This window comes from Marisediminicola senii (genome assembly GCF_011057645.1).
GTDB classification, from domain to species: Bacteria; Actinomycetota; Actinomycetes; order Actinomycetales; family Microbacteriaceae; genus Marisediminicola; species Marisediminicola senii.
Map to the genome: position 1 here is coordinate 1 of NZ_JAALGE010000022.1, position 23,337 is coordinate 23,337.

Sequence of the window (23,337 nt, forward strand, 5' to 3'; positions counted from 1 at the left end):
GCCCACAACGGCCCCCACCACCCCCACCACCCCCACCACCCCCACCACCCCCGCCGCGCACGCCGCCTCCACCTCACCGGACGCCGCCCCCGACATCGCCCCCGACCCCACCCCGGTCCCCGACAACGAGTGGCTCTGGCTGCTCGCCCACGACAACGCCCCCGAGCCCGACGCGCTCGAGCTGCTGCTGGCGGCGGTCGAGATCGCGCCGTCGGTCTCCATCGCCGGACCCAAGCTCATGCAGTGGTCGCAATCCGACGTAATCTCCGAGTTCGGCGAGTCGATGACGAAGTTCGGGGCATCCGTCGACCTCGTCGACGACGAACTCGACCAGTCGCAGCACGACGTGCAGGACGACATCCTCGGCGTCTCCGCGTCCGGCATGCTCGTGCGGCGCTCGCTCTGGACCGAGCTCGGCGGCTTCGACGAAGCCCTGCCATCCATCGACGCGTCCCTCGACTTCTCGGTGCGCGCCCGCCTCGCCGGGCACCGCGTCGTCGTCGTTCCCGACGCCAGGGTCGCCAGCGCAGGCGGACCCCACCTCTTCGGCCGGCGCACCATCTCCGAGGCGCGCCGCGCCCGCATCGCCCGCACCGCGCAGCTGCACCGCCGCCTCGTCTACGCCCGCGGGTTCGCGCTTCCCCTGCACTGGCTCACCCTCGTGCCGCTCGCCATCCTCCGCTCGCTGTGGCACCTCGTCGCCAAGCGCCCCGAGGTCATCAGCGGGGAGTTCTCCGCGGCCCTCGAGGTGGCGTTCTCGGGCGGGGAGGTCACCGCCGCCCGCCGCGCACTCCGTCGCACGAGAACCGCGAAATGGTCGTCGATCGCGCCGCTGCGCCTCACCTCACGGCAGGCGAGGGAGAACCGCATCCGCCAGGCAGACCGCGCCCCCGCGGCCGAACCGATCGTGGCCCGCGAAGACCGGGTCAGCTTCGTCGGCGGCGGAGCGCCGTGGGTCATGCTGGGCCTCGCGGTCGTCGGCCTGGTCGCGTTCGGGCGCCTCATCCCCGCGCAGACCCTCGTCGGCGGTGCCCTGCTCCCGCTCAGCGACACCGCCGCCGCACTCTGGGCGCAGGTGGGCTATGGATGGCGCGACATCGGGGTCGGCTTCACCGGCGCCGCGGATCCGTTCACCGCCGTGCTCGCCGTCATGGGATCCCTCACCTTCTGGCAGCCCTCCTACTCCATCGTGCTGTTCTACCTGGTGGCGCTGCCCCTGGCCTCGGTGTCCGCCTGGTTCGCCGCGCGCCGACTCTCCGACCGGCCGTGGCTCCCCGCCGTGGCCGGAGTGCTCTGGGGCGTCGCCCCGCCGTTCCTCGATTCACTCGACTACGGACACCTCGGCGCTGCGATCGCCCATGTGCTGCTGCCATGGCTCGTTCTGCTGGCACTCGGGGCACGCCGGTCGTGGGCCGCGTCTGCCGGCACCGCCCTGCTGTTCGCCGTGGTCGCGGCATCCGCCCCCGTCATCATTCCCGCGCTGCTGGTCGGCTGGATCGCCCTCATCGTGGCCAGGCCACGCGGCGCGCACCGCCTGGTCGGCATCCCGATCCCGGCCGCCCTGCTCTTCGCCCCCCTCGTCGTCGACCAGCTCGCGCGCGGCAATCCGCTCGCGCTGTTCGCCGAACCTGGCGTGCCGGTGCCGTTCGCCCAGTCGACCGGAATCCAGCTGGCCTTCGGTGCGGCGGGCGGCGGCTCGAACGGGTGGACGTCGCTGCTGCAGCAGCTGCAGTTCTCCGGTTCCGCGGCTCCATACGTCGTCGCCGCACTGCTCCTCCCGCTCGGGGCGCTGGCCGCGATGTCGCTGTTCGTCAAGGGCTCGCATCGCGCCATTCCTGCCCTCTCGGTCGCCCTGCTCGGCTATGCCACGGCCGTGCTCGCTTCGCGCGTCGACGTCGCCAGCGTGGGACCCGAGACCGTGGGCATCTGGACCGGCGCCGCCCTCAGCCTCTACTGGATGGGCCTGCTCGGCGCAGCGCTCGTCTCGCTCGACGCCATCAAGGACTCCGCGAACGGCTCGGCCGTACTGCTCGGCGTCGCCTCGGTGCTCGTCGTGCTCCCGCTCATCACCGCGGCGCTGGCCGGGGCGTCCCCCGTGCAGCCCGGCATCGGACGCCTCCTCCCCGCCTTCGTCGACGCCGAGGCGAACACCCTGCCCGACACCGGAACCCTGCTGATCGAGCCGCGCGGCGACGACGCCCTCACGGTCACCGTGCAGCGCGGCCGCGGAACGACGCTCGACGACCAGTCGACCCTGCAGGCCACGGCGACCGAGGTCAGCGCCGACGAGCGCCTGCTCTCGGTGCTCGCGGGCAACCTCTCCTCCCGCAGCGGCCGCGACGTCGAGTCCGACCTGCGCGACCTCGGCATCCGGTTCATCGTGCTCTCCGCCCCCGACGGCGACCCGATCGCCCTGACTGCCACCGAGGACGAAGAGGTCACCGGTGGCCAGGACGACGACACAGTGGATGCCGGCGCCGACCCCGACGCGGCCACCGACGGTTCGGCCACCGACGAGCCGGGCACCGCGTCACCCGACACTGACGGGTCCGACACCGGTTCCGGCACCGACGGCGACGGAACGGGCACCGGCACCACCGAGCCCGCGGTCGACGATCCGGAGCGACTCGCGAACGAGGCGACCTTCGTGCGGGTGCAGGAGGCCCTCGATGGCAACCCGATCCTGGTGCCCGTCGGCGAGACCAGCAACGGTCTGCTGTGGCGCTTCGACGGCGTCGACGACGAACCGACCGACGCGGGTGCGGGGCCGGGTAATACCGACACGGTCGGCGGCACGCTGCTGCTCGTCGTCCAGGGCATCGTCTTCGGGGCCACGCTGCTGCTCGCCATCCCCACGACGAAGCGCCGCAAGCGACAGGTAGCGCGCGGCACGGCGGCCGACGTTCCCGCCCGCACCTTCGAGGAGCCGACGGATGACTGACCGCGACGACACCACCCCCGTGAACCCCACGCCGGCGGATGCGACGCCCGGCACCGGCGCTCCCGGTACGGGCGCACCCGGCACTGGAGCACCCGGTACCGGCGCTCCCGACACGGGCGCACCCGGTACAGCCCCGTCCGGCACCGTCCCGCCCGGCGCCAGCACGCCGAATCGCTCCGCTCCTGCCCACGCGGCATCGTTCGACGCTGATTACAGCGACTCGCAGACCGCCCCTGAACCGACCGGGTCCGAGTACGACGAGCCATCGTCGCTCGAATCGGTGCACGTGCGGGACGACGTGCCGGAGCCGCCCCGGCGGCCGTCGCGAAGCACCGTCATCTCGGTCGGCGCCCGCGGTCTGGCCGGAGTGGTCGGACTCGCGATCGCGGTCGTCGCCATCGCCGGCGCCACCGTCGTCGAGCTGCCGTCGTACCGCATCACGCCACCCTCCGTACTGGTGAGCCCCACCGCGGCCGAGCAGCAGCGCGTCTGCCCCGGCCCGCTGCTGCGCCTGGGCAACGCCGACCAGGGCGCGAGCGCAGTCACCTCCGACGGGCAGGCCCAGGTGGCCTTCACCGCTGAGCCGGGGGATGCCACGGCCAGCGACCTCCCGACGACGGAGAACACTGCCGGGGTCGCCCCCCTCGTGCTGACGCTTCCCCCGGTGGGCGGCACTGCCGCGTCACCCGAATCCGCGCTTCCCGCCGATCCCGACGCCGCACTCGACATCGACCCCACCCTCACCGGCAGCCAGTCGCAGGCCATCCAGTCCACCGACCTCACCGGATTCGCCGCCGCCGAGTGCGCCGAGGCCAGCGCCGAGTCCTGGCTCGTGGGCGGCTCGACCATCACCGGCCGCACCACCCTGGTCAGCGTGACGAACCCGACGACCGTCATCGCGACGGTCGCCATGACGATCTACGGGGAGGACGGCATCGTCGCGGCACCCGGTGCCGAGGGCGTCGTCGTCGAGCCCGGGGAGCAGCGCATCTTCTCCCTCGCCGGGTTCGCCGGAACCATCGAGTCTCCCGTCGTGCGCGTGCAGAGCCGCGGCGGACTGGTCGTCGCCAGCCTGGTGCAGGAGACCGTGCGCGGTCTGCAGACCGGTGGAGTCGACATCGTCGGAACGTCGGAGGCGGCATCCACCACCACCGTCATTCCCGGCGTCGTGATCGACACCGCCGATCGTGTCGCGGCCGCGCAGTCCACCGACGGCTACACCGACCTCCAGCCGACCATCCGGGTCGTCGCGCCCGACACTGCAGAGGCGACCCTCGAGGTGACGGTCACCCCCGAGCAGGCCGGCGGCGAAGATGCCGCCACCAGCTTCGAGGTGGACGTCGAACCCGGGGAGGTCACCGAGCTGCCGCTGCAGGGCGTGGCAGACGGCCGGTACTCGGTCTCGATCGTCTCGACGTCGCCCGTCGTCGCGGGCGTTCGCGTCAGCACGGTCACCGAGGCGGGCCCGAACGACTTCGCCTGGCTGCCATCCACGCGCGCGCTGGGCGAGCGGGCCCTCGTCAGTGTCGCGCCCGGGCCGTCGCCGCGGTTGAGCCTCGCCAATACCGGCGGGGCCGACGCGACCGTCGAGGTCGTGGCATCCGGAGCTCAGGACGGCGACGCGACCGGCGAGACCGACAAGACGGTCACCGTGCCGGCCGGCGGAACGGCGTCAATCGAGGTCGCCGCGGGCAGCGACCTCGTGCTGACGGGAGCGGAGGGCCTCGGCGCCACGGTCACGTACCTGGGCGACGGGCAGCTGTCGTCATTCCGGGTCACCCCGCCCGGGCCCGCGTCGCGCGACATCACGATCTACCCGTAGCGACCCGTCCATTCGATGCGACCCGTCGCGGGGTGGTGCCGGTGCCGTCCGCGCCTCGCCCGGCGGGGGACTCACCGCTGCGGACCGACTAGCGACGCGAGTTCTGCCGGTGGGCGCAGGTGCGTCAGGGCAGGTGCCGGAACCGGTCGGGCGCGAGGTCCCACGGGTCCTTGCCCAGCAACTCGGCGACCGCGCGGAACACCGACGTCTCGACGAGCATCCGCCGCTGCAGCTCGTCGACGCGGCGCGCGCGGGCGAGTCGCTCGATGGGCAGCCTAAACAGCACTACCCGGCGCTCGGGCGCGACGACGAGCCACCGGTCGACGCCCGTCGCACCGACCGACCTGGGCAGGTCGGCCACCTCGAACGTCACGTCGGCGAGCTCGTCCTCCCACAGGTCCCTGAGGTACTCGGCGGTCGCGGCGACCGTGCCCTCGAACACGTCGGCGCGGGAATTGAGCGGGGGCAGGAACGGTCCGGTGACGGCCGAACGGATGCCGCGGCCGTGCCTATCCCGGGATGCCCCTCGCCCCGAGGGCCGCGAATGATCGCGGCGGGATGTTCCAGCCATCCGATCAGTCTAGGCGCGGCATCCACGTGTCCGGTGGGTCGCACCGGGCTGGCTGCCGGCCCGTCATAGTGTGGGCCGAATGAACGCACGGCTCTGCAGCAAGGTCACCTGCTCGCGCGACGCGGTGTCGACCCTCACCTACGACTACGCCGACCAGCTGGCGGTGCTCGGGCCCCTCAGCTATACGGTCGAGCCGCACACCTACGACCTATGCTCGATGCACTCCGAGAAGCTGTCCCTCCCTCGGGGGTGGCAGGTTATTCGGCACGTTCTCATGCGTGACCTAGGCTTCTCGGCATGACCGATGCCCGCACCGCCCCCATCGACCTCGCACCATTCATCAAGGCGTACGACGTCCGCGGACTGGTCGGATCGCAGCTCACCCCCGAGGTCGTCACCGCCCTCGGAGCGGCCTTCGCCGACGAGGTGGGCACCCCCGGAAGCGCCGTGGTCGTCGGGCACGACATGCGCGACTCCTCGCCGGGATTCGCCGCGGCTTTCGCCGACGGCGTCATGGCCAGGGGAGTGAACGTCGTCTCGATCGGACTCTGCTCGACCGACGAGACCTACTTCGCGTCGGGGCACCTCGACCTTCCCGCGGCGATGTTCACGGCGAGCCACAACCCCGCGACCTACAACGGCATCAAGTTCAGTCGCGCGGGTGCCAAGGGCATCAGCTTCGACACCGGCCTCGAGGCGATCCGCGACCGCGCGACCGCGTTCCTCGCCGGCGGCATCGAGACCCTCGCTACCCCGGGGTCGCTCGAGAACGTGGATGTGCTGACGGACTACGCGACCTACCTGCGCAGTCTCGTCGACCTCCGTGGCATCCGCCCCATTCGTGTCGTCGTCGACGCCGGCAACGGAATGGGCGGGTTCACGGTGCCCGCCGTGCTCGGCGAGGCGGCCGGGCTCGAGGCGCTGCCGATCGAGGTCATTCCGCTGTACTTCGAACTCGACGGAACGTTCCCCAACCACGAGGCGAACCCGCTCGACCCGGCGAACATCGTCGACCTGCAGGCCGCCGTCGTCGAGCACGGCGCCGACCTCGGACTCGCCTTCGACGGCGACGCCGACCGCTGCTTCGTCGTCGACGAGAAGGGCGACGCGGTCACCCCGTCGGCCCTCGCCGCGATCGTCGCGCTGCGGGCGATCGAGCGCGAGCAGGTGAAGAAGACCGGCGACGAGATCGTCGTGCTGCACAACCTCATCACCTCGCGCATCGTGCCGGAGACGATCCAGGGTGCGGGCGGCGTGGCCGTGCGCACCAAGGTCGGGCACTCGCTGATCAAGGACGAGATGGCCTCCACGGGCGCGATCTTCGGCGGCGAGCACTCGGCGCACTACTACTTCAAGGAATTCTGGGGAGCGGATAACGGCATGCTCGCCGCGATGTACCTGCTCGCCGAGTACGGGCACAACTCCGAGGCGATGTCGGTGATCTCGGAGCGGTACACGCCGTACGCGCTGAGCGGCGAGATCAACTCGACTGTGACCGACATCCCGGCCGCGTACGCGCGCATCGTGGACGCGTTCACAGGCGTCGGCGACTTCGACGAGCTGGACGGCCTCACGGTGACCGGCATCGTGCCGCAGGACGACGCGTTCTGGTGGTTCAACGTGCGCCCCTCGAACACGGAGCCGCTGCTGCGCCTCAACGTCGAGGCCGGGTCGCTCGCCGAGATGGAGCGCATCCGCGACACCGTGCTGGGGCTCATCCGCACGTAGTGCGTGGTGGGGCGGGCCGCGGTGGGGCGGGCCGCGGTGCGTCGGCTGCGGTGCGGGGCGGGCCGCGGCGCCGGCCTTGTGTCTCGCGTCCGCGCGCTTCACCAAAACGAAGGAACTTCTGTCGTCGATGCCGGAAACGGTGTCCCTGTGGCCCGCCTCGGCCCGTTTCTCCGTCGTTTTCGTCGATTGCCGTGGTAGGTGTCTCGTGCCGGGGTCGCGGTGCCGCCGCATCCACCAAAACGAAGGAACTTCTGTCGCCGACGCCGGTAACGGTGTCTCTGGGGCCCGCCTCGCGCAGTAACTCCTTCGTTTTCGCTACCACCGCGGCATACCACCGCACCCCGCACCCCGCACACCCCACCCCCTCCCACCGCGGCAGGCGTCCGCTCGGCAAAGGCTGCGATGATGTCAGCATGACTCTCGCTGCAACCCCAGCTACCGACGCGTCGCTCGCGTCAGCCACCACCGCCCCCGCGACGCCCCTGTCGCCGCCGGCCGCGACCGTGCCGTCCGCCATGCCCGACGCGCCGTCCGCCGCCCCGTTCGTCGCGCCGCCCGCGGGCATCGCCGCCGACTCCGCCGGACTTCCGTACGCGATCCGCGACATCTCCCTCGCCGAGGCCGGCCGCCACCAGATCCGCCTCGCCGAGAACGAGATGCCCGGACTCATGGCCCTCCGCGAGGAATTCGGCCAGACCCGCCCCCTCGCCGGCGCACGCATCGCGGGCAGCCTGCACATGACCGTGCAGACCGCCGTGCTCATCGAGACCCTCGTCGCGCTCGGCGCGCAGGTGCGCTGGGCGAGCTGCAACATCTTCTCCACGCAGGACGAGGCCGCCGCAGCCACCGTCGTCGGCCCCGACGGCACGCCAGACGCCCCCGCGGGCGTCCCGGTATTCGCCTGGAAGGGCGAAACGCTCGAGGAGTACTGGTGGTGCACTACTCAGATCTTCGACTGGTCAGCCGCGATGGATGCCTCGGGCGACACGTTCGCCGGACCTAACATGATCCTCGACGACGGGGGCGACGCCACCATCCTCGTCCACAAGGGGCGGGAGTTCGAAGCGGCTGGCGTCGTGCCGGATGCCACCGACGCCGACACCCACGAATGGCGCGTGATCCTCGACACGCTCCGCGCCTCGCTCGAGACGAGCACCGACCGCTGGACCCGTATCGGCGACGAGATCCAGGGCGTCACCGAGGAGACCACGACCGGCGTGCACCGCCTCTACGACCTCGCGAAGTCCGGCGAGCTGCTGTTCGCCGCGATCAACGTCAACGACTCGGTCACCAAGAGCAAGTTCGACAACAAGTACGGCATCCGCCACTCCCTCCCCGACGGCCTCAACCGCGCCACCGACGTGCTCATCGGCGGCAAGGTCGCGTTCGTCGCCGGATACGGCGACGTCGGCAAGGGTGCAGCCGAAGCACTCCGCGGCCAGGGCGCCCGGGTCATCGTCAGCGAGATCGACCCGATCTGCGCGCTCCAGGCTGCGATGGACGGCTACCAGGTCACCACCATCGAGAGCGTTCTGGACCAGGTCGACATCTTCGTCACCGGAACCGGCAACGAGAACGTCATCACCGTCGATCACCTGCTCGGTATGAAGCACCTCGCGATCGTCGCCAACGTCGGGCACTTCGACAACGAGATCGACATCGCGGGCCTCGAGAGAGTCGACGGCGCCGAGCGCATCGAGATCAAGCCGCAGGTGCACGAGTGGCGCCTGCCGTCGGGGCGAGCCGTACTCGTCCTATCGGAGGGACGCCTGATGAACCTGGGCAATGCGACGGGGCATCCATCATTCGTCATGAGCAACTCGTTCACTAACCAGGTGCTCGCGCAGATCGAACTCTTCGCGAACGGGGAGGAATACCCGGTCGGAGTGTTCGTGCTTCCGAAGTACCTCGACGAGAAGGTTGCGCGCCTGCACCTCGACGCCCTCGGCGTCACGCTCACCCGCCTCACCCCCGAGCAGGCCGGGTACATCGGCGTCGAGCCCGACGGCCCGTACAAGGTGGACCACTACCGCTACTGATCCGCTGCTGCCGGTCGGTCGCATCGTTGCCGTGTCGACGGGCGCTTCGTTCTTCGGAACGGGGCGCCCGTCGTCGTTCTGCGGCATGAAGCCGAGCCCGTTGCGCGACGCCCGATGACCGGTGCAGCGCCGTGCCGGCGGCCCCTCGCCGTCGCGCGCTCGTCACCGCCCTGGGCCGCTCAGTCGCCGGGGTCGAGCGTTCCCGTGATGCGGGTGACGGTCGCGCCGCCGACCCAGGTCTCGCCGTCGCGCTGGTCGATATGGATGCGTCCGGCCCGCCCCACCGCACGTCCCTGTGCAGCCACATACGACGACGGGGCGATGCCCTCCGTGATGAGCCACTGCGCGATGCCCGCGTTGAGGCTGCCCGTCACGGGATCTTCGGGCACGCCGAGGTCCGGCACGAAACCGCGGACCTCGAACGCGGCGTCGGCGGCAGCATCCATGCCACGGTCTGGATGGAGGCCGACGACGCCGACCGCGAGTCCGCGCATGGCGGTGAAGTCGGGGTCGATGGCGAGGACGGATGCTGCGGAATCGAGCAGCACGCCGATCCAGCCCGGCCCGTTGTCGATCCACTGGTGCCCGACGATCGCGGAGGCGTCGACGCGCAGGCTCGCGATCACGCGGTCGAGGGTCTCCGGGTCGAGCGGACCGGTGCGGCGCAGCGGCGGTGCGGCGAACGCGAGTCGCCCGCCGTCACGGCGAAGGGCGACGAGGCCGACGCCGCACTCCTGCACGATGGCGTCCGGATCGCGGGGACGGCCACCCCGTTCCAGCCAGGCGTGGCAGCTGCCGAGGGTCGGGTGCCCGGCGAACGGCAACTCGCCGCCCGGGGTGAAGATGCGGAGGCCGTAGTCGGCGTTCCGGTCTCGCGGGGCGACGAGGAAGGTGGTTTCCGAGAGGTTGGTCCACCGCGCGAACGCGGCCATCTCGGCATCCGTCATGCCGTCGGCGTCATGCACCACCGCGACGGGGTTGCCGCCGAACGGCGTCTCGGAGAACACGTCCACCTGGGAGAACTGTCGCGTCGTCACCGCTCGATTCTACGAGTGGCGCAGTGCGGCGCGCGGCTCGACGCCCTGCCGCGTGCCGCCCGGTGGCGCGGCGCCCGACGTGTGACGAAAACGAAGGAACTTCTTGCATCCGGGCCGCGATCGGTACCCATCCGGCACGGTCGACGCAGTTTCTCCGTCGTTTTCGTTACCAGCCGCGCTGTCCACCGCGCGGTACCAGCCCCCGCGCTACTCCCGCACCGGAAACCCATGCGGCAGCCCGCCGAGCACGGGCGCCAGCTGCTCGCGCCGCTCCTGCTCGAGCTGCAGCGCGGCGAACTCGCGGTCGCGACGGATCGCGGTGATGGCGAGCAGCAGCGCCTCGGGGTGCGCCGATGGCACGGGGCTCACATAGGGAGCCGCCTCCGCGGCGAGCTCCCGGCCGACCCGGTCGCGGGCCGGCGGCAGCATCGCGCTCGCCTGCAGCAGGAACGACGAGATGCGGCGGCTCAGCCGGTCCGGCATGCGCGCGACGTCGGCGACGGTTGCCCACTCCGAGAGTTCCGGCGGCACCGTGAACACCGGGTCTTCGATTCGCTTGACGCGCTCGTTCTGGCTATAGGTGCCGGCGAGGAGGTCGCCGAGGCGCTTCGATCGGGTGTTGAGCAGCCCGAACATCGCGGCGAACCCGCCGATGGTCATGTAGATCTCGAGAAACCCGGTCAGCGCCCGGATCAGCGCGTGCCTGAAGCCGATCGATCCGCCGTCGTCCCGCACCACGCGCGCACCGATCGCCCACTTGCCGAGCGACTTACCGTGCGTGATGGTCTCCACGGCGGTGGGCAGCGCAATCGTCACGGTCACGATGAGCGCGATGGTCACCGCCTGCAGGGTCGCCTCGTCGAGCGACAGTCCGATCGCAGGGCTCGAGATGAGCAGCAGCACCCCGACCACGAGCACGACGGTAGTGAGGAAGTCGATGATGGCGCCCGCACCCCGCAGCACGAAGCTCGACGACCGCAGGTCGAGCGCGACGGCCTCCCCGGTGACGAGCTCGTCGTCGTCCGCGTGGTCGTCATCGAGCGCGATCCGCTGGGGCATGTCTAGTATTCAAACAGATGGATCTTGACGCATACTCCGCCGCGCACCGCGATGAGTGGGAGAAACTTGCCCAGTTCGGCCGGCGCCGCACCTTCACCGGCGCCCAGTCCGACGAGTTGATCGACAGCTACCAGGCCGGCACGGCCCAGCTCTCCGCCATCCGCAGCACCGCAGGGCAGTCCGTGCAGGGCGACCGCCTGTCGCTCTACCTCAGCCGTGCCCGCCTGCGCTTCACCGGCGCGAGCGCGAACGTCGCGAGCCAGCTGCCCCGCTTCTTTCTCGTACAGCTCCCCGCCGCGCTGTACCGGGTGCGGTGGGCGAGCATCGCCGTCGCCGCCGCCACCGTGCTCATCGGGCTGCTCACCGCCCTCTGGTACATCCAGAACCCGGTGCTGCTCGAGAGCGTGGGCACCGAGGAGCAGCGCCGCGCCTACGCCGAGACCGAGTTCATCGGCTACTACTCCGCGAACCCCGAGGGCGCATTCGCCGGCCAGGTCTGGACCAACAACGCCTTCATCGCCGCGCAGTGCATCGCGTTCGGCGTCACCGGACTATGGGTGCCGTACGTCATCGTGCAGAACGCCCTCGGCCTCGGGCAATCCGCCGCCGTGATGAACGAGTTCGGGCGCCTCGGCGACTTCTTCCTCTACATCTCCCCACACGGCCAGCTCGAGCTGTACAGCGTCTTCGTCGCCGCGGCCACCGGCCTGATGATCTTCTGGGCCTGGGTCGCACCCGGCCCGCGCACCCGCCTCACCGCGCTCGCCGACGACGCCCGCGCCCTGTTCACGATCGTGATCGGGCTCATCCTCGCGCTGCTCGTGTCCGGCATCATCGAGGGCTACGTCACCCGCCAGGACTGGCCGTGGCCCGTCAAGATCGGCATCGGCACCGTCGCCCTGGTGGCATTCCTGTACTACCAGTGGGTGCAGGGGGGACGGATGCATCGCGCCGGCGAGACCGGAGACCTCGACGAATTCGACGCAGGGGCCCGCCGCCTCGTCGCCGCGTAGGCCCGGGGCAGCGAACCCCTCTCGCCCGAGGCTCCCGCCGAACGGTGTGAGTCCACCCGCAGGGGCCCGCCGCCTCGTCGCCGAGTAGGCCCCGGGTAGGGCCCGGCCGGGCCCAGGCACCCGCCACCGCCCCTACAGCCGCCCGGCCCGCTTCAGCGCGATGTACCGGTCCGCGACCGCGGGCGGCAGGTCCTCGGGGGAGCCGGTCACGACGTCCGCGCCGAGCTGCCGCAGCGCCGCGGATACCCGCGCGGTGTCGAGCGCTGCCCGCTCGGCCGCCGCCGCCCGGTACACCTCGGTGCGGTCGCCACGGCTGGTCACAGCCTCGAGCACGTCGGGGTCGGTGACCGACGCCACCAGCACGAGGTGCTTCTTCGTCAGCTGCGGCATCACCGAGAGCAGCCCGCGCGATGCACCGGGCGCATCGACCGAGGTCATCAGCACCACGAGCGACCTGGTCGTGGTCACCGAGCGCACGAGCCCCGGCACCGCGGCCCAGTCCATCTCGATCAGCTCCGGCTGGATCGGCGCCATCGTGGTCACCATGCGGTTCAGCAGTTCCGCGCCGACGGCGCCCTGGATGCGCCCGCGGATGCGACGGTCGTAGATCACCGTGTCGACGCGGTCGCCCGCGCGGCTGGCCAGCGCGGCGAGCAGCAGCGACGACTCGAATGCGGTGTCGATGCGGGGCTCGTTGGCGATGCGCGCGGCGGAGGTGCGTCCGCTGTCGATCACGATCACGACCCGACGGTCGCGCTCGGGCCGCCAGGTGCGCACGACGAGTCCCGCCGACGCGCTCGCCGAGGCGCTCGCGACCTGCGCGCCCCGCCTCGCGGTCGCCCGCCAGTCGATCGACCGCACGTCGTCGCCGCGTACGTATTCGCGCAGGCTGTCGAACTCGGTGCCCTGCCCTCGCACCTGCACGCTGGTGGCGCCGTCGAGCTCGCGCAGCCGGGCGAGCCGAGACGGCAGGTGCTTGCGGGAGGCGAACGGCGGCAGTACGCGCACCACGCCTTCCTCGGCGATGGTGGCCTGCCGCGCGACCAGCCACAGCGGGCCGAACGACCGGATGGTCACGTGCGCCGCGCGGCGCTCCCCGCGACGGAACGGCGTCAGCGTCGTCAGGACGTTCCGCCGCTCGCCCGCGGGAATCGACACCCGCGCCCGGGTCGGGGCGGCGCCGGCCGACGGCTGCCAGGCGTCTCGAACGATTCCCCGGATGCCGCGGCGCCCGGTATTCGTCACAATCAGCGTGCTGCGCACACTCTCGCCCAGGCGCATGCTCTGCGGAACCTCCCGCGCCAGCGTCACCGCGCGCGGCGACCCGGCGAGCACGAGGTCGACTGCGGCCAGGGCGATCGCGAACGCGAGCCAGGCGATCATTGCCGCGGCGCTGTCGAATACCACCACCGGAACGATGCCGACCGCGACGAGAACGACGAACCACCCGGAGATCGCCACTAGATCGGCACCTGCACCTGCTGCAGGATCGAGCGGAGGATGGTGTCGGCCGAGACCCCCTCGAGCTCCGCCTCCGGGCGCAGCTGGATGCGGTGCCGCATCACCGGCAGCACCATGGCCTGGATGTGGTCGGGCGTCACGCCGTCCGAGCCGGTAAGCCACGCCCACGACTTGGCCGCGGAGAGCAGCGCGGTCGATCCGCGGGGCGAGACGCCGAGGCGCACCGACGGGCTCTCGCGGGTCGCGCGGGCGAGGTCGACGGCGTAGCCGACCACGTCGGGACTCGCCCCCACCGTCTGCACGAGGGCCTGGGCATCCGCCAACTGCCCTGCCGAAAGCACCGGGGTCACGCCGGCGCCCGCGAGGTCGCGGGGGTTGAAGCCCGCCGCGTGCCGGCGCAGCACCTCGACCTCGGTCGCCCGGTCCGGCAAGTCGAGCACGAGCTTGAGCAGGAACCGGTCGAGCTGCGCCTCGGGCAGCGTGTAGGTCCCCTCGTACTCGATGGGGTTCTGGGTGGCGGCGACCATGAACGGCGCGGGGAGCTGTCGCGACACACCGTCAACCGAGACCTGGCGCTCCTCCATCGCCTCGAGCAGCGCGGACTGCGTCTTCGGGGGTGTGCGGTTGATCTCGTCGGCGAGCATGATGTTCGTGAACACCGGGCCCTTGCGGAACTCGAAATCCCCGGCCCGGCTGTCGTAGACCAGCGACCCGGTCACGTCACCCGGCATCAGGTCGGGCGTGAACTGCACGCGCGTGGTCTCGAGGCTCAGCGCGTGGCTGAGCGACCTCACGAGCAGCGTCTTCGCGACGCCGGGCACTCCCTCGAGCAGCACGTGCCCGCCCGACAGTAGGGCGATGAGCAGCCCGGTGACGGCGCCGTCCTGCCCGACCACGGCCTTGCCGACCTCCGTGCGAACCTGCGCGAAAGAATTTCTGAGTTCGGTGGTCATGCGGTGTCTCCCGGTCGTGATGTCGGTCGGTCGTGGTGTGGTCGGTCGGTGAGGGGTGAGCCGTGGTCGGTGGTCGAGTATTTCGCCACACTGGTGGCGGTGTTCGCGGGGGCGGGGTGGCAGGACGGGTGGGTCATGGCCGTGCCGCCGCATCCACCCTGGCTTCGAGCGCGAGCAGCTCGTCGCTGAGGCGCACCAGGTCGGCATCGGTGCGGGGAACCCCGTCGACGAGCAGCCCGCGAATGGCGGTGCGGTCGGATGCCACGAGCGCGGCCACCGCGGCCACCACCGTGTCGACTCCCGCCGACGGCGGCAGACCGCATACCGTCGCGAGGCGGGCGATGGTGCCGATGCGCAGCGCGTCGAGAGCGTGCAACCGCGCCGACCCCCGCTGATACAGGCGGGCGCGGCCTTCCATGGTCTCGCTGGCGCGCACCACCACGGGCAGGTTCTCGATCACCAGTGGACCGAACCGGCGGCCCCGCCAGAACGCGGCGGCGAGCACGGTGGCGGTGAGCAGCAGGATGGCGGGCGTCAGCCAGTCCGGGGTGAGCTCGCCCGGCGTGGGCGGGCCGTCGACGTCGGCGGCGGATGGCAGGTACCAGACGAGCGTGTCGTTCGCGCCGAGCAGGGTGAGCGCGAATGCGGCGTTGTCGCGATCGGCGATGGCGCCGTTCGTGAGCGCGTCGGTCGCGCCGACGATGGTGACGCTCGTGCCGGTGTCGGTGCCGGTGTCGGTACCGGAGTCCGCACCAGAGTCGGAGTTGGCCCCGGTGCCCGCGTCGGTGTCCGCACCGCCCGCTCCGGCAACCGTGTCGATCCGCACCAACGAGTACGCGTCGTCGGCATCGTCGCTGTCGCTCGCCAGGCAGAGCGAGATCCTCGAACTCGATTCGCCCACATCCGCGTCGGGCTCGGCAAGGGCGCCCGGCCCCGGCGTGAACCGGTACGACGACCCGCCCGGCGAGACCTCGCCCTCGAGCTCGGTCGTGCCGAGCACGCACGCCGACGCCTCTGGCGACACCGCGAGCGGGTCGTCGTCGGGGGTCCCCGCCGCGCTCACCCCGGGGGCCAGCGCCTGCAGCATGCCGAAGCTCGGGTCGATCACCACGAGGTCGTCGGCGAGGTCGGGTAGCGCCTCGAGCTGCTCGGCCTCCAGCATGTCGTCGATGTCATGCACGAGCACGGTCGCTGAACCCCGGTTCGTGGATGCCGCCTCTTCCGTCTCGGCGAGGCTCCCGGTCACCACGACATCGATGCCCCGCTCGCGCAGCACCTCGGCGACGGCCATCGTGCCCCCGGGGGCCGGGCTGGTCGGCGACAGCGGGGTCGTGTCGTCCGACGCGCCGACGAGCAGCAGCGCGCCCGTGGCGACGAGCGCCACGAACAGTGCGGCGACGAGCCAAAAGGAGACGCGGCGGGTGCCCTGCCGCACGGTCGGCGTGAGCACGGCGGGTCCGGGCGCGGTCGTCGTCGACGCGGCTGCCGTGGGCCCCGACGCCGCGCGCCCAGATCCTGCGCGCCCGGATGCGCCGGGCGCGCCGGCAGGGGGAACGGTGGGCGGCGAGAAGGTCATGCGGTCACGTCCGTAGTCACGGCGGAGCCGGAGAAGTTCGGCTGCGCGGACCGTACCCGCTTCTCGAGGGCCGCAACGCGCTGCCACGCTTCCACGGATCCGGGGCGTGACAGGTAGCGCACCTCGTCGAAGCTGCGGGCGGATGCCGCGAGCTCGTCGGCCTCGTCGGTGAAGTACCGCGCGGCATCGACCGCGAATGCCGTCGCGGTCGTGCCAGGGGTGGTCTGCAGTACCGCGCGTTCCGCGAGGCCGCGCGCGATGCAGCGGAACATCTCCTCGATCGCGAGCGGCCAGTCGCTCGCCGCGGCCGCCTTCTGGGCCGCCGTGCGCATCGCCGCGGCATCCCGGGCATCGTCATCGCCGAATAGCGCCCCGGTCGCGGCGCTGCGGCGGTTGAGCCGCGGGGGACCGAAGAACAGGTAGGCGGCCACGATCGCGGCCAGCACGAGCAGCACCACCACGGCGGCGAGCACCGACGGGGTGCCGCCCACCCCGGCCTCGAGCAGCCCCTGGAACCACTCCCACACCGCAGACGCCGCGCGGTCGAACCACGACGGCTCCGCCTCGCGGTAGGCGGGCTCGGCGAGTTCTCGCACCAGCCAGTCCCTGGCCTCGTCCGGTGTCGGGTCGAGGGGAGTAGCCGCGATCACGAGGCGGGCGCGTCAGCGCGCCGTATCGCCATCACGAGCTCACGCTGTCGCACCGGGCTCACGCCGTCGCATACGGGTCGGGCAGGTCGAGCGCCCCCGACTGCTTGGCCTCCACGAACCGGGCGAGCTCGAGGTCGAGGCCCTCCTTGCGGATGCGCTGGTCGATGTAGAGCAGCGCCGTCGTCGCCGACTGGATGACGAGCGCGATGGCGCTGACCACCAGGGTCACGACGACGAGCACGAGGTAGCCGAGGCCGAGGAGGACCAGCATCGTGGTCTCCTCACCCGTCGGGGCGAACATCACGGGCAGGAACGACACCAGCAGCTGCACGGGCGCGGTGACGATCGAGGTGGCGATGTTGATGATGAGGGCGACGAGCAGCAGGATGCCGAGGGTCTTCCAGAACGACCGGTTCGTCAGGGCCCACGACCTGGCCATCGCCTGTCGGATAGTGGTTCGCTCGAGCATGATCACGCTGGGTACGAAGGCCAGCTTGGTGCCGAGGAACGCGTACAGCACGATGAGGCCGAGGACCAGCAGGATGCCGAGGGCCACCCCGACGCCGATACCCGCGTCACCGCCCAGGGCGACCGCGCCCACGACGATACCGGCGGCGATGCCGATGCCCAGCAGGATGGCGAGGGTCAGCAGCACGGTGTAGCCGGCGACGGCCCAGACGCGGCCCTTGGCCATCGCCCACAGCTGCGGGAAGCGCAGTTTCTCGCCGAGCGACTGGCGGGAGACCTCGAGCACGAGGATGCCCTGCAGGAACCCGGTCGCGACGATGGAGAGGCCGACCGGGATCAGCGACGACAGCAGGATGGTCGCGATCGATCCGGCGGCGATCTCGTCGGCGTCGGCCGACGTCGACGCGAAGTCGATCCGGCTGACGCTGAACCAGGTCGCGAGCCCGACCACGAGTAGGGTCAGGAACAGCAGGCCGCCCTGGATGAGCAGGCTGATGCCGAAGGTCGGCCGGGGGTTGCGGCGCAGTGCCTGGTACGGCGCTCCGAGGATGGTTCCGAAGTCGAGGGGGCGCAGCGGAATGAGTCCGGGCTTGGGCGGGGGAGCCCAGCCGGCCTGCTGCGGGGCGAACTGCTGGGGGGATGGCGCCTGCTGCGGCATCCACTGGCCTGCGCCCTGTTGTGCGCCTGGCCCCTGCTGAGCGCCTGGACCCTGCGGTGCGCCTGCAGCCGGGGGCGGAGCGGGGGCGTAGGGCGGCGGAACGGGCGCGCCGCCGCCGGGTGACTGCCACTGCTGGTCATCGGTCATTGCTGTCCCCTGTCGGTCGCTGCAGGCCGGGCCGGCCGTCGCCGACCCCGTCGAATACTGCTGTTCCTCGAGCACACCCCACTCTCGGGCCTCCCTCACGATGCTTTCACACTGCACTACTCTTGTGCGAAAGCTCCTCACGCCACGGATGTTCGGGCGTGCCCAACCGAAGACGGGACGATGACAGAGCGAATCCTCGTTGTTGATGACGACACGGCCCTCGCGGAGATGATCGGCATCGTCCTGCGCGGCGAAGGATACGAACCGGTGTTCTGCGGCGATGGAGCGAGCGCATTCGACGCCTTCATGGCGGCCAAGCCCGACCTGGTGCTCCTCGACCTCATGCTCCCGGGCAAGGACGGCATCGAGGTCTGCGCGCAGATCCGCGCCGAGTCCGGCGTGCCGGTCATCATGCTGACCGCGAAGTCCGACACCTCCGACGTGGTGCGGGGGCTGGAGAGCGGCGCCGACGACTACGTCGTGAAGCCGTTCAACCCCAAGGAACTCGTCGCCCGCATCCGCACCCGGTTGCGCCCGACGCCCGCCGATTCGCCCGCGGTACTGCAGGTGGGTGACATCACGCTCGACGTCGCCGGCCACGAGGTGCGGCGTGGAGACCAGCGCATCAACCTCACCCCCCTCGAATTCGAACTGCTGATGGCGCTCGCGCTCAAGCCGCAGCAGGTGTTCACGCGGGAGATGCTGCTCGAGCAGGTGTGGGGGTACCACTACAAGGCGGATACCCGGCTGGTCAACGTGCACGTGCAGCGGCTGCGGGCCAAGGTCGAAGAAGACGCCGACAATCCCCGCATCGTCATGACCGTGCGCGGCGTCGGCTACCGGGCCGGGTCGACCAGTTGAGGTGACACCCGGCGACCTGCCCCCCGGCGACCCGCGCGGCCCCGACCTGCCGACGCGCGACCTGTCGGCGCGCGCCCTCCCTGTACGCGACCTGCCGGCACGTGACCTGCGCTGGGGTGACCTGGACTGGGCCGACCTGCACTGGCGCACGCTGCTCGCCCGGCTCCGCCGCTTCTGGCGGGTGTCGCTGCAGTTTCGGACCGTGGCGATCACCGTGGTGCTGTCGAGCCTCGCCGTCAGCGTGATCGGTGCCTACATTTCGATCAGCATCGGCGACAACCTGTTCAGTTCGCGGCAGGAGCAGGTGACCACCGAGGCCGTGCGAGCCAACCTCATCGCGCAGCAGCTGTTCACCGGGAGCCTGGAGACCGAGGAGACCAACCCGGTCGAGCTCTCGGCGCTCGGGGTGAGCGTGCGCGAGGCGGTCAGCAGCTCGACGACCAGCCCGGGCGGAACGGGCATCGCGATCTTCCGCACCCCCGGCCAGCCGTCGACCCCGCAGTTCCTGCAGCCGACCAGCAGCCGCGACTTTCCCGCCGACGTGATCACCGAGGATCTCAGCGCCGCGGTCGCCGCCACGGCCGGCCAGGTGCTCCTGCAGTCGGTGCAGCTGCCGAACGGCGCACCCGGACTCGTCGCCGGGTCGCAGCTGTCGGTGCCGAGCGCCGGATCCTACGAGCTGTACCTGGTGTACGACCTCAGCGACGCGCAGACCACCCTGGGGTTCGTGCAGCAGACCCTGTTCGCCGGCGGGCTCGCGCTGGTCGCCCTCATCGGCGGGGTCACCTACATCGTGGTGCGCCTCGTCGTCGGCCCGGTGCGCCTCGCGGCCGCCACCTCGCAGCGCCTCGCCGCTGGCGACCTCGAGGTGCGCATCCCCGAGAAGGGCGAGGACGTCATCGCCACCCTGGCCCGCTCGTTCAACGGCATGGCAGACGGGCTGCAGCAGCAGATCACCAAGCTCGCCGAACTCTCCCGGCTGCAGCAGCGCTTCGTCTCCGACGTGTCCCACGAGCTCCGCACGCCGCTCACCACCATCCGGCTGGCCGGCGACGTGCTTTACGACCGGCGGGAGGACTTTCCCCCGGAAACGGCCCGCATCGCCGAGCTGCTGCACACCCAGGTGCAGCGCTTCGAGGTGCTGCTCTCCGACCTGCTCGAGATCAGCCGCTACGACGCGGGTGCCGTGGAGCTCGACCTCGAGCCGACGAACCTCGTGCGCCTGGTCGAAGACGCCGTGGACGCGATGGGGTCACTCGCCACCGAGCGCGGCAGCGATCTGCACGTCGTCGCGCCCGGTGGGTACTTCGAGGCGGAGGTCGATGCGCGTCGCATCCGTCGCATCCTTCGCAACCTGCTCGGGAACTCGATCGAGCACGGTGAGGGCAGGCCGATCGTCGTGACCGTCGACAGCAACGCGACGGCGGTCGCGATCGCCGTTCGCGATTACGGTGTCGGAATGACGGAGTCGGAGGTGGCCAAGGTGTTCGACCGCTTCTGGCGGGCCGACCCGTCGCGCCAGCGCACCATCGGCGGAACCGGCCTCGGGCTCGCCATCTCGCTCGAGGACGCCGTTCAGCACGACGGCCGCCTCGACGTCTGGTCGGAGCCCCACGTCGGCACCTGCTTTCGCCTCACCCTGCCCCGCGAGCGCGGCATCCCGATTACGACGTCGCCGCTCGACCTCCCGCCGGAAGACCGGGCAGAAGCCGTGAAGAGCATCGATGCATAGGGCGGCCGCACCCACGCGCCCCGGCCTGGTGCTGGTCGCGATGCTGCTGGCGATGCTGACGGGATGCGTCGGCATACCCACCGGCGGGCCCGTGACCGAGGGGCAGGAGATCACCGAAGAAGACGCAGGCGACTTCGACTTCTTTCCCGTCGGGCCCGTCGACGGGGCGAGCCAGTCCGACATCCTGCGCGGCTTCGTGGCGGCGTTCACCGGCTCGGCCAACGACTACTCGGTCGCGCGGCAGTTCCTCAGTTCCGGTTTCGCCGACGAGTGGAACCCGCGCGCCAGCGTCACCGTGCGGGATGCCAACGAGCGGCTCTCACCGGTCGACGACGACACCATCGCCTACTCGGTCAACGCGTCGGCGACCGTGAACTCCTCCGGCGCCTACCGGCAGAACGCCGACCCGGTTCCGGTCACCCTCCCGTTCGACTTCGTGCTCGAGGACGACCAGTGGCGCATCAGCGCGGCCGAGAACGGCATCGTGCTGGCGGATGTCACGTTCCGCGCGATCTTCGACCAGCACTCGCTGTACTTCCTCGATCCGACCAACGAGTACCTGGTGCCGGACATCCGCTGGTTCGCGTCGGGAACGGCCACCCTCCGCATCGTCGCGGGGGTGCTCGACGGTCCACCGGACTGGCTGCAGGGTGCTGTCAGGACGGCGTTCCCCGACGGCACCCAGCTCGCCGACCCCCAGGTCGACATCGAATCCAGCGTGGCCATCGTCGACCTGTCGACCGAGGCCCTCGGTGCAGAGCCATCGGAGCGGCAGCTCATGCAGCTGCAGCTCAGCACGAGCCTCGCGACCGTGCCGAACGTGCGCGGCGTCAGCATCTCGGTGAGCGGCACGCCCCTCGAGATCCCCGAGCTCGCCGCATCCGCACCGGTGCTCAACCCGCAGGTCGACGACCGGCCCGTGGTACTGCGCGGCGACGACTTCGGCTACCTCTCCGGTGACAGCGTCACGTCGCTGCGCGGCCTCGGCTCCCGTGTTGTCGAGACATCGCCGCGTGCCGCCGCAACCGACGGCGACTCGGTGGCGGTGCTGGGGGCGGCCGGCGTCTCCCTGGTGCGACCGGATGACGCGCCGACCGTGCTCCTCGACGACCGCGCGGGCCTCGTCGCGCCGACCATCGACCACAACGGCTTCGTGTGGTCGGGCGTCGCCGGGGCACCCCAGACGCTCCGCATCTCGACGGCCGACGGCACCGTCGGCAGCGTCGACACCGGTCTCTCGTCCGACCTCTCCCTCGTCTCGGTCGATCTCTCCCGCGACGGCACCCGGCTCGCCATGCTGCTGTCGAACGGATCGGTGTCGCGATTGGTGATCAAGGCCGTCAACCGCGACGCGAGTCGCAGCCAGCTCCCCGTCGCGCTGAGCGAGTCGGTGCTCGACATCTCGCTGCCCGCGGGGTCGGCCATCGATGCCACCTGGGTCGACGACCGGTCGGTGGCGGTGCTCACCGCGGCGCGCGACGACGAGGGTGAGCAGGGCAGCGTCTCGGTGTTCGAACTCGGGGGCGAGAGGTCGTCACTGGGCCAGCCCGGCATCGCCACCGCGCTCATCGGCGGCAACGGGCCGTCCGGCCTGCGCGCGCTCGGTGCGGATTCGACCATCCTGGCGCGTAGCGGCGTCGGCTGGACCGACACCGGCGACGAGGTCACGCTCATCGCGACGCAGTACTAGCTCGGCGCCGCAGCACCCGGCGCTGCAGGACCCGGAGCTGGAGTACCGGGAACTGCAGGACCCGTCCTCCCCGGCGCCCCGCGGTGCCCTCCGTGCACCGGTCGGGTGACGCGGGCAGCGCACCCGGCAGCAGCGGCGCACGCTCGTGCCATGCGCAAACCGTTCGCCGCGGCATCCACTCGCGACGCCATCCGTGCCGCCGTCATCGAGGCGTGGTCCGTGCTGTCGCCCGTCGAGTGTGCTGGATGCGGCGTGCCAGACCATGCGGTCTGCCCGACGTGCCGCGGGGCCCTCGACCCGCAGCCCACGCACCTCGCCCTCCCGAGCCCGCACCACTCCACCGGCGCGATCCCGGTAGTCAGCGCGTTGCGCTACGACGGGGCGGTGCGCCGCGTGATCCTCGCCCTCAAGGAGCAGGGCAGAACAGACGTCGCCCGCGCGCTCGCCGCACCCCTCGCCGCAGCGGTCACCATCGCGGCGACCGAGGCCAGGGGCGAGGTGCGACTCGTCACGGTGCCGCGCAGCCGGTCGTCGTACCGTCGCCGGGGGTACGACCCGGTGTCACTCGTGCTACGCCGCACCGGACTCCCACGCCCGGTCGCCGCCCTGCGCTGGACCCGGCGAACCGGCGCGCAGAAGGCGCTCGACGTCACCGACCGGGGCGCCAACCTCGCCGGATCGCTGGCGGCCCGCTGGCCCCTCGACGCTGGGCGGTTCGTGCTCGTCGACGACGTGACCACCACGGGCTCCACCATTCGCGAGGCCGCCCGCGCGGTACGCGAGGCCGGCGGGGAGGTGGTTACCGCGGCCACGATCGCCTTCGTGCCGAAGCTGGTTCCCGAGCGGTCGACCTGAGCCGAACACACCGATTACCCGTGGCCCCGTCCTGTCAGCGGTCCCGACCCTCATCCATTCTGGGAAACGATGATGG

The 23,337-nt window shown here is 71.2% G+C and carries 18 protein-coding genes; 10 read left to right on the forward strand and 8 right to left on the reverse strand.

The window, feature by feature from the left end; all coding sequences use genetic code 11:
* Both G5S38_RS15530 and G5S38_RS08665 read left to right on the forward strand, forming a co-directional pair.
* On the forward strand, positions 1-2,941 hold a 2,941-nt coding region (locus tag G5S38_RS15530), incomplete at its 5' end, for a glycosyltransferase (RefSeq protein WP_268921059.1).
* Positions 2,934-4,763: a DUF5719 family protein gene (locus G5S38_RS08665; protein ID WP_165067368.1), complete on the forward strand. Its 1,830-nt coding sequence runs from the start codon at positions 2,934-2,936 to the stop codon at positions 4,761-4,763. The genes G5S38_RS15530 and G5S38_RS08665, both read left to right, overlap by 8 nt.
* A 124-nt stretch (positions 4,764-4,887) precedes the next feature.
* On the opposite strand, the gene G5S38_RS08670 is transcribed toward G5S38_RS08665, so the two are convergent.
* A complete protein-coding gene (locus G5S38_RS08670; RefSeq protein ID WP_165067371.1) occupies positions 4,888-5,334 on the reverse strand; it encodes a metallopeptidase family protein in 447 nt (148 codons plus the stop codon).
* A 79-nt stretch (positions 5,335-5,413) separates the two neighbouring features.
* On the opposite strand from G5S38_RS08670, the gene G5S38_RS08675 reads away from it, so the two are divergent.
* The 3 genes from G5S38_RS08675 to ahcY all read left to right on the forward strand — a co-directional run bounded on the left by G5S38_RS08675 (position 5,414) and on the right by ahcY (position 9,101).
* Positions 5,414-5,635 (forward strand): DUF3499 family protein, encoded by a 222-nt coding sequence (locus tag G5S38_RS08675; protein WP_165067374.1) that lies wholly within the window; start codon positions 5,414-5,416, stop codon positions 5,633-5,635.
* A complete protein-coding gene (locus tag G5S38_RS08680; protein WP_165067377.1) occupies positions 5,632-7,062 on the forward strand; it encodes a phosphomannomutase/phosphoglucomutase in 1,431 nt (476 codons plus the stop codon). The genes G5S38_RS08675 and G5S38_RS08680 overlap by 4 nt, the downstream gene beginning before the upstream one ends.
* Positions 7,063-7,577: 515 nt before the next feature.
* A complete protein-coding gene (ahcY, locus tag G5S38_RS08685) occupies positions 7,578-9,101 on the forward strand; it encodes an adenosylhomocysteinase (RefSeq protein WP_165067470.1) in 1,524 nt (507 codons plus the stop codon).
* Between the two features lie 179 nt (positions 9,102-9,280).
* Here ahcY and G5S38_RS08690 read toward each other — a convergent pair whose 3' ends face one another.
* Complete coding sequence (locus tag G5S38_RS08690; RefSeq protein ID WP_165067380.1) at positions 9,281-10,138, reverse strand: PhzF family phenazine biosynthesis protein; 858 nt, start codon at positions 10,136-10,138, stop codon at positions 9,281-9,283.
* Positions 10,139-10,345: 207 nt separating this feature from the next.
* Complete coding sequence (locus tag G5S38_RS08695) at positions 10,346-11,197, reverse strand: RDD family protein (RefSeq protein WP_165067383.1); 852 nt, start codon at positions 11,195-11,197, stop codon at positions 10,346-10,348.
* Between the two features lie 17 nt (positions 11,198-11,214).
* Between G5S38_RS08695 and G5S38_RS08700 the strand changes: the two genes are divergently transcribed.
* The gene (locus tag G5S38_RS08700) at positions 11,215-12,210 is read left to right on the forward strand and encodes a stage II sporulation protein M (RefSeq protein ID WP_165067386.1); all 996 of its coding nucleotides are present in this window, start codon (positions 11,215-11,217) and stop codon (positions 12,208-12,210) included.
* 132 nt (positions 12,211-12,342) lie between these two features.
* On the opposite strand, the gene G5S38_RS08705 is transcribed toward G5S38_RS08700, so the two are convergent.
* From G5S38_RS08705 to G5S38_RS08725, 5 genes are all read right to left on the reverse strand, one after another.
* On the reverse strand, positions 12,343-13,671 hold the full coding sequence (locus G5S38_RS08705) for a DUF58 domain-containing protein (RefSeq protein ID WP_165067389.1): 1,329 nt from the start codon (positions 13,669-13,671) through the stop codon (positions 12,343-12,345).
* A complete protein-coding gene (locus tag G5S38_RS08710) occupies positions 13,671-14,624 on the reverse strand; it encodes an AAA family ATPase (RefSeq protein WP_165067392.1) in 954 nt (317 codons plus the stop codon). The genes G5S38_RS08705 and G5S38_RS08710 overlap by 1 nt, the downstream gene beginning before the upstream one ends.
* Positions 14,625-14,757: 133 nt before the next feature.
* Entirely contained in the window at positions 14,758-16,200 is a 1,443-nt protein-coding gene (locus G5S38_RS08715) for a DUF4350 domain-containing protein (RefSeq protein WP_165067395.1), read from the reverse strand.
* The gene (locus G5S38_RS08720) at positions 16,197-16,850 is read right to left on the reverse strand and encodes a DUF4129 domain-containing protein (protein WP_165067398.1); all 654 of its coding nucleotides are present in this window, start codon (positions 16,848-16,850) and stop codon (positions 16,197-16,199) included. The genes G5S38_RS08715 and G5S38_RS08720 overlap by 4 nt, the downstream gene beginning before the upstream one ends.
* A gap of 58 nt (positions 16,851-16,908) precedes the next feature.
* Positions 16,909-18,123 carry a glycerophosphoryl diester phosphodiesterase membrane domain-containing protein gene (locus tag G5S38_RS08725; protein WP_165067401.1) on the reverse strand — a complete coding sequence of 405 codons (1,215 nt, stop codon included), beginning with the start codon at positions 18,121-18,123 and terminating at the stop codon, positions 16,909-16,911.
* Positions 18,124-18,303: 180 nt separating this feature from the next.
* On the opposite strand from G5S38_RS08725, the gene mtrA reads away from it, so the two are divergent.
* The 4 genes from mtrA to G5S38_RS08745 all read left to right on the forward strand — a co-directional run bounded on the left by mtrA (position 18,304) and on the right by G5S38_RS08745 (position 23,261).
* Positions 18,304-18,984: an MtrAB system response regulator MtrA gene (gene mtrA / locus G5S38_RS08730; RefSeq protein ID WP_165067404.1), complete on the forward strand. Its 681-nt coding sequence runs from the start codon at positions 18,304-18,306 to the stop codon at positions 18,982-18,984.
* 1 nt (position 18,985) lies between these two features.
* On the forward strand, positions 18,986-20,716 hold the full coding sequence (mtrB, locus tag G5S38_RS08735) for an MtrAB system histidine kinase MtrB (RefSeq protein ID WP_235928974.1): 1,731 nt from the start codon (positions 18,986-18,988) through the stop codon (positions 20,714-20,716).
* The gene (locus G5S38_RS08740; protein ID WP_165067407.1) at positions 20,709-22,406 is read left to right on the forward strand and encodes a GerMN domain-containing protein; all 1,698 of its coding nucleotides are present in this window, start codon (positions 20,709-20,711) and stop codon (positions 22,404-22,406) included. The genes mtrB and G5S38_RS08740 overlap by 8 nt, the downstream gene beginning before the upstream one ends.
* Before the next feature lie 150 nt (positions 22,407-22,556).
* Positions 22,557-23,261, forward strand: coding sequence for a ComF family protein (locus G5S38_RS08745; protein ID WP_165067410.1), 705 nt, complete (start codon positions 22,557-22,559; stop codon positions 23,259-23,261).
* Positions 23,262-23,337: the final 76 nt, after the last annotated feature.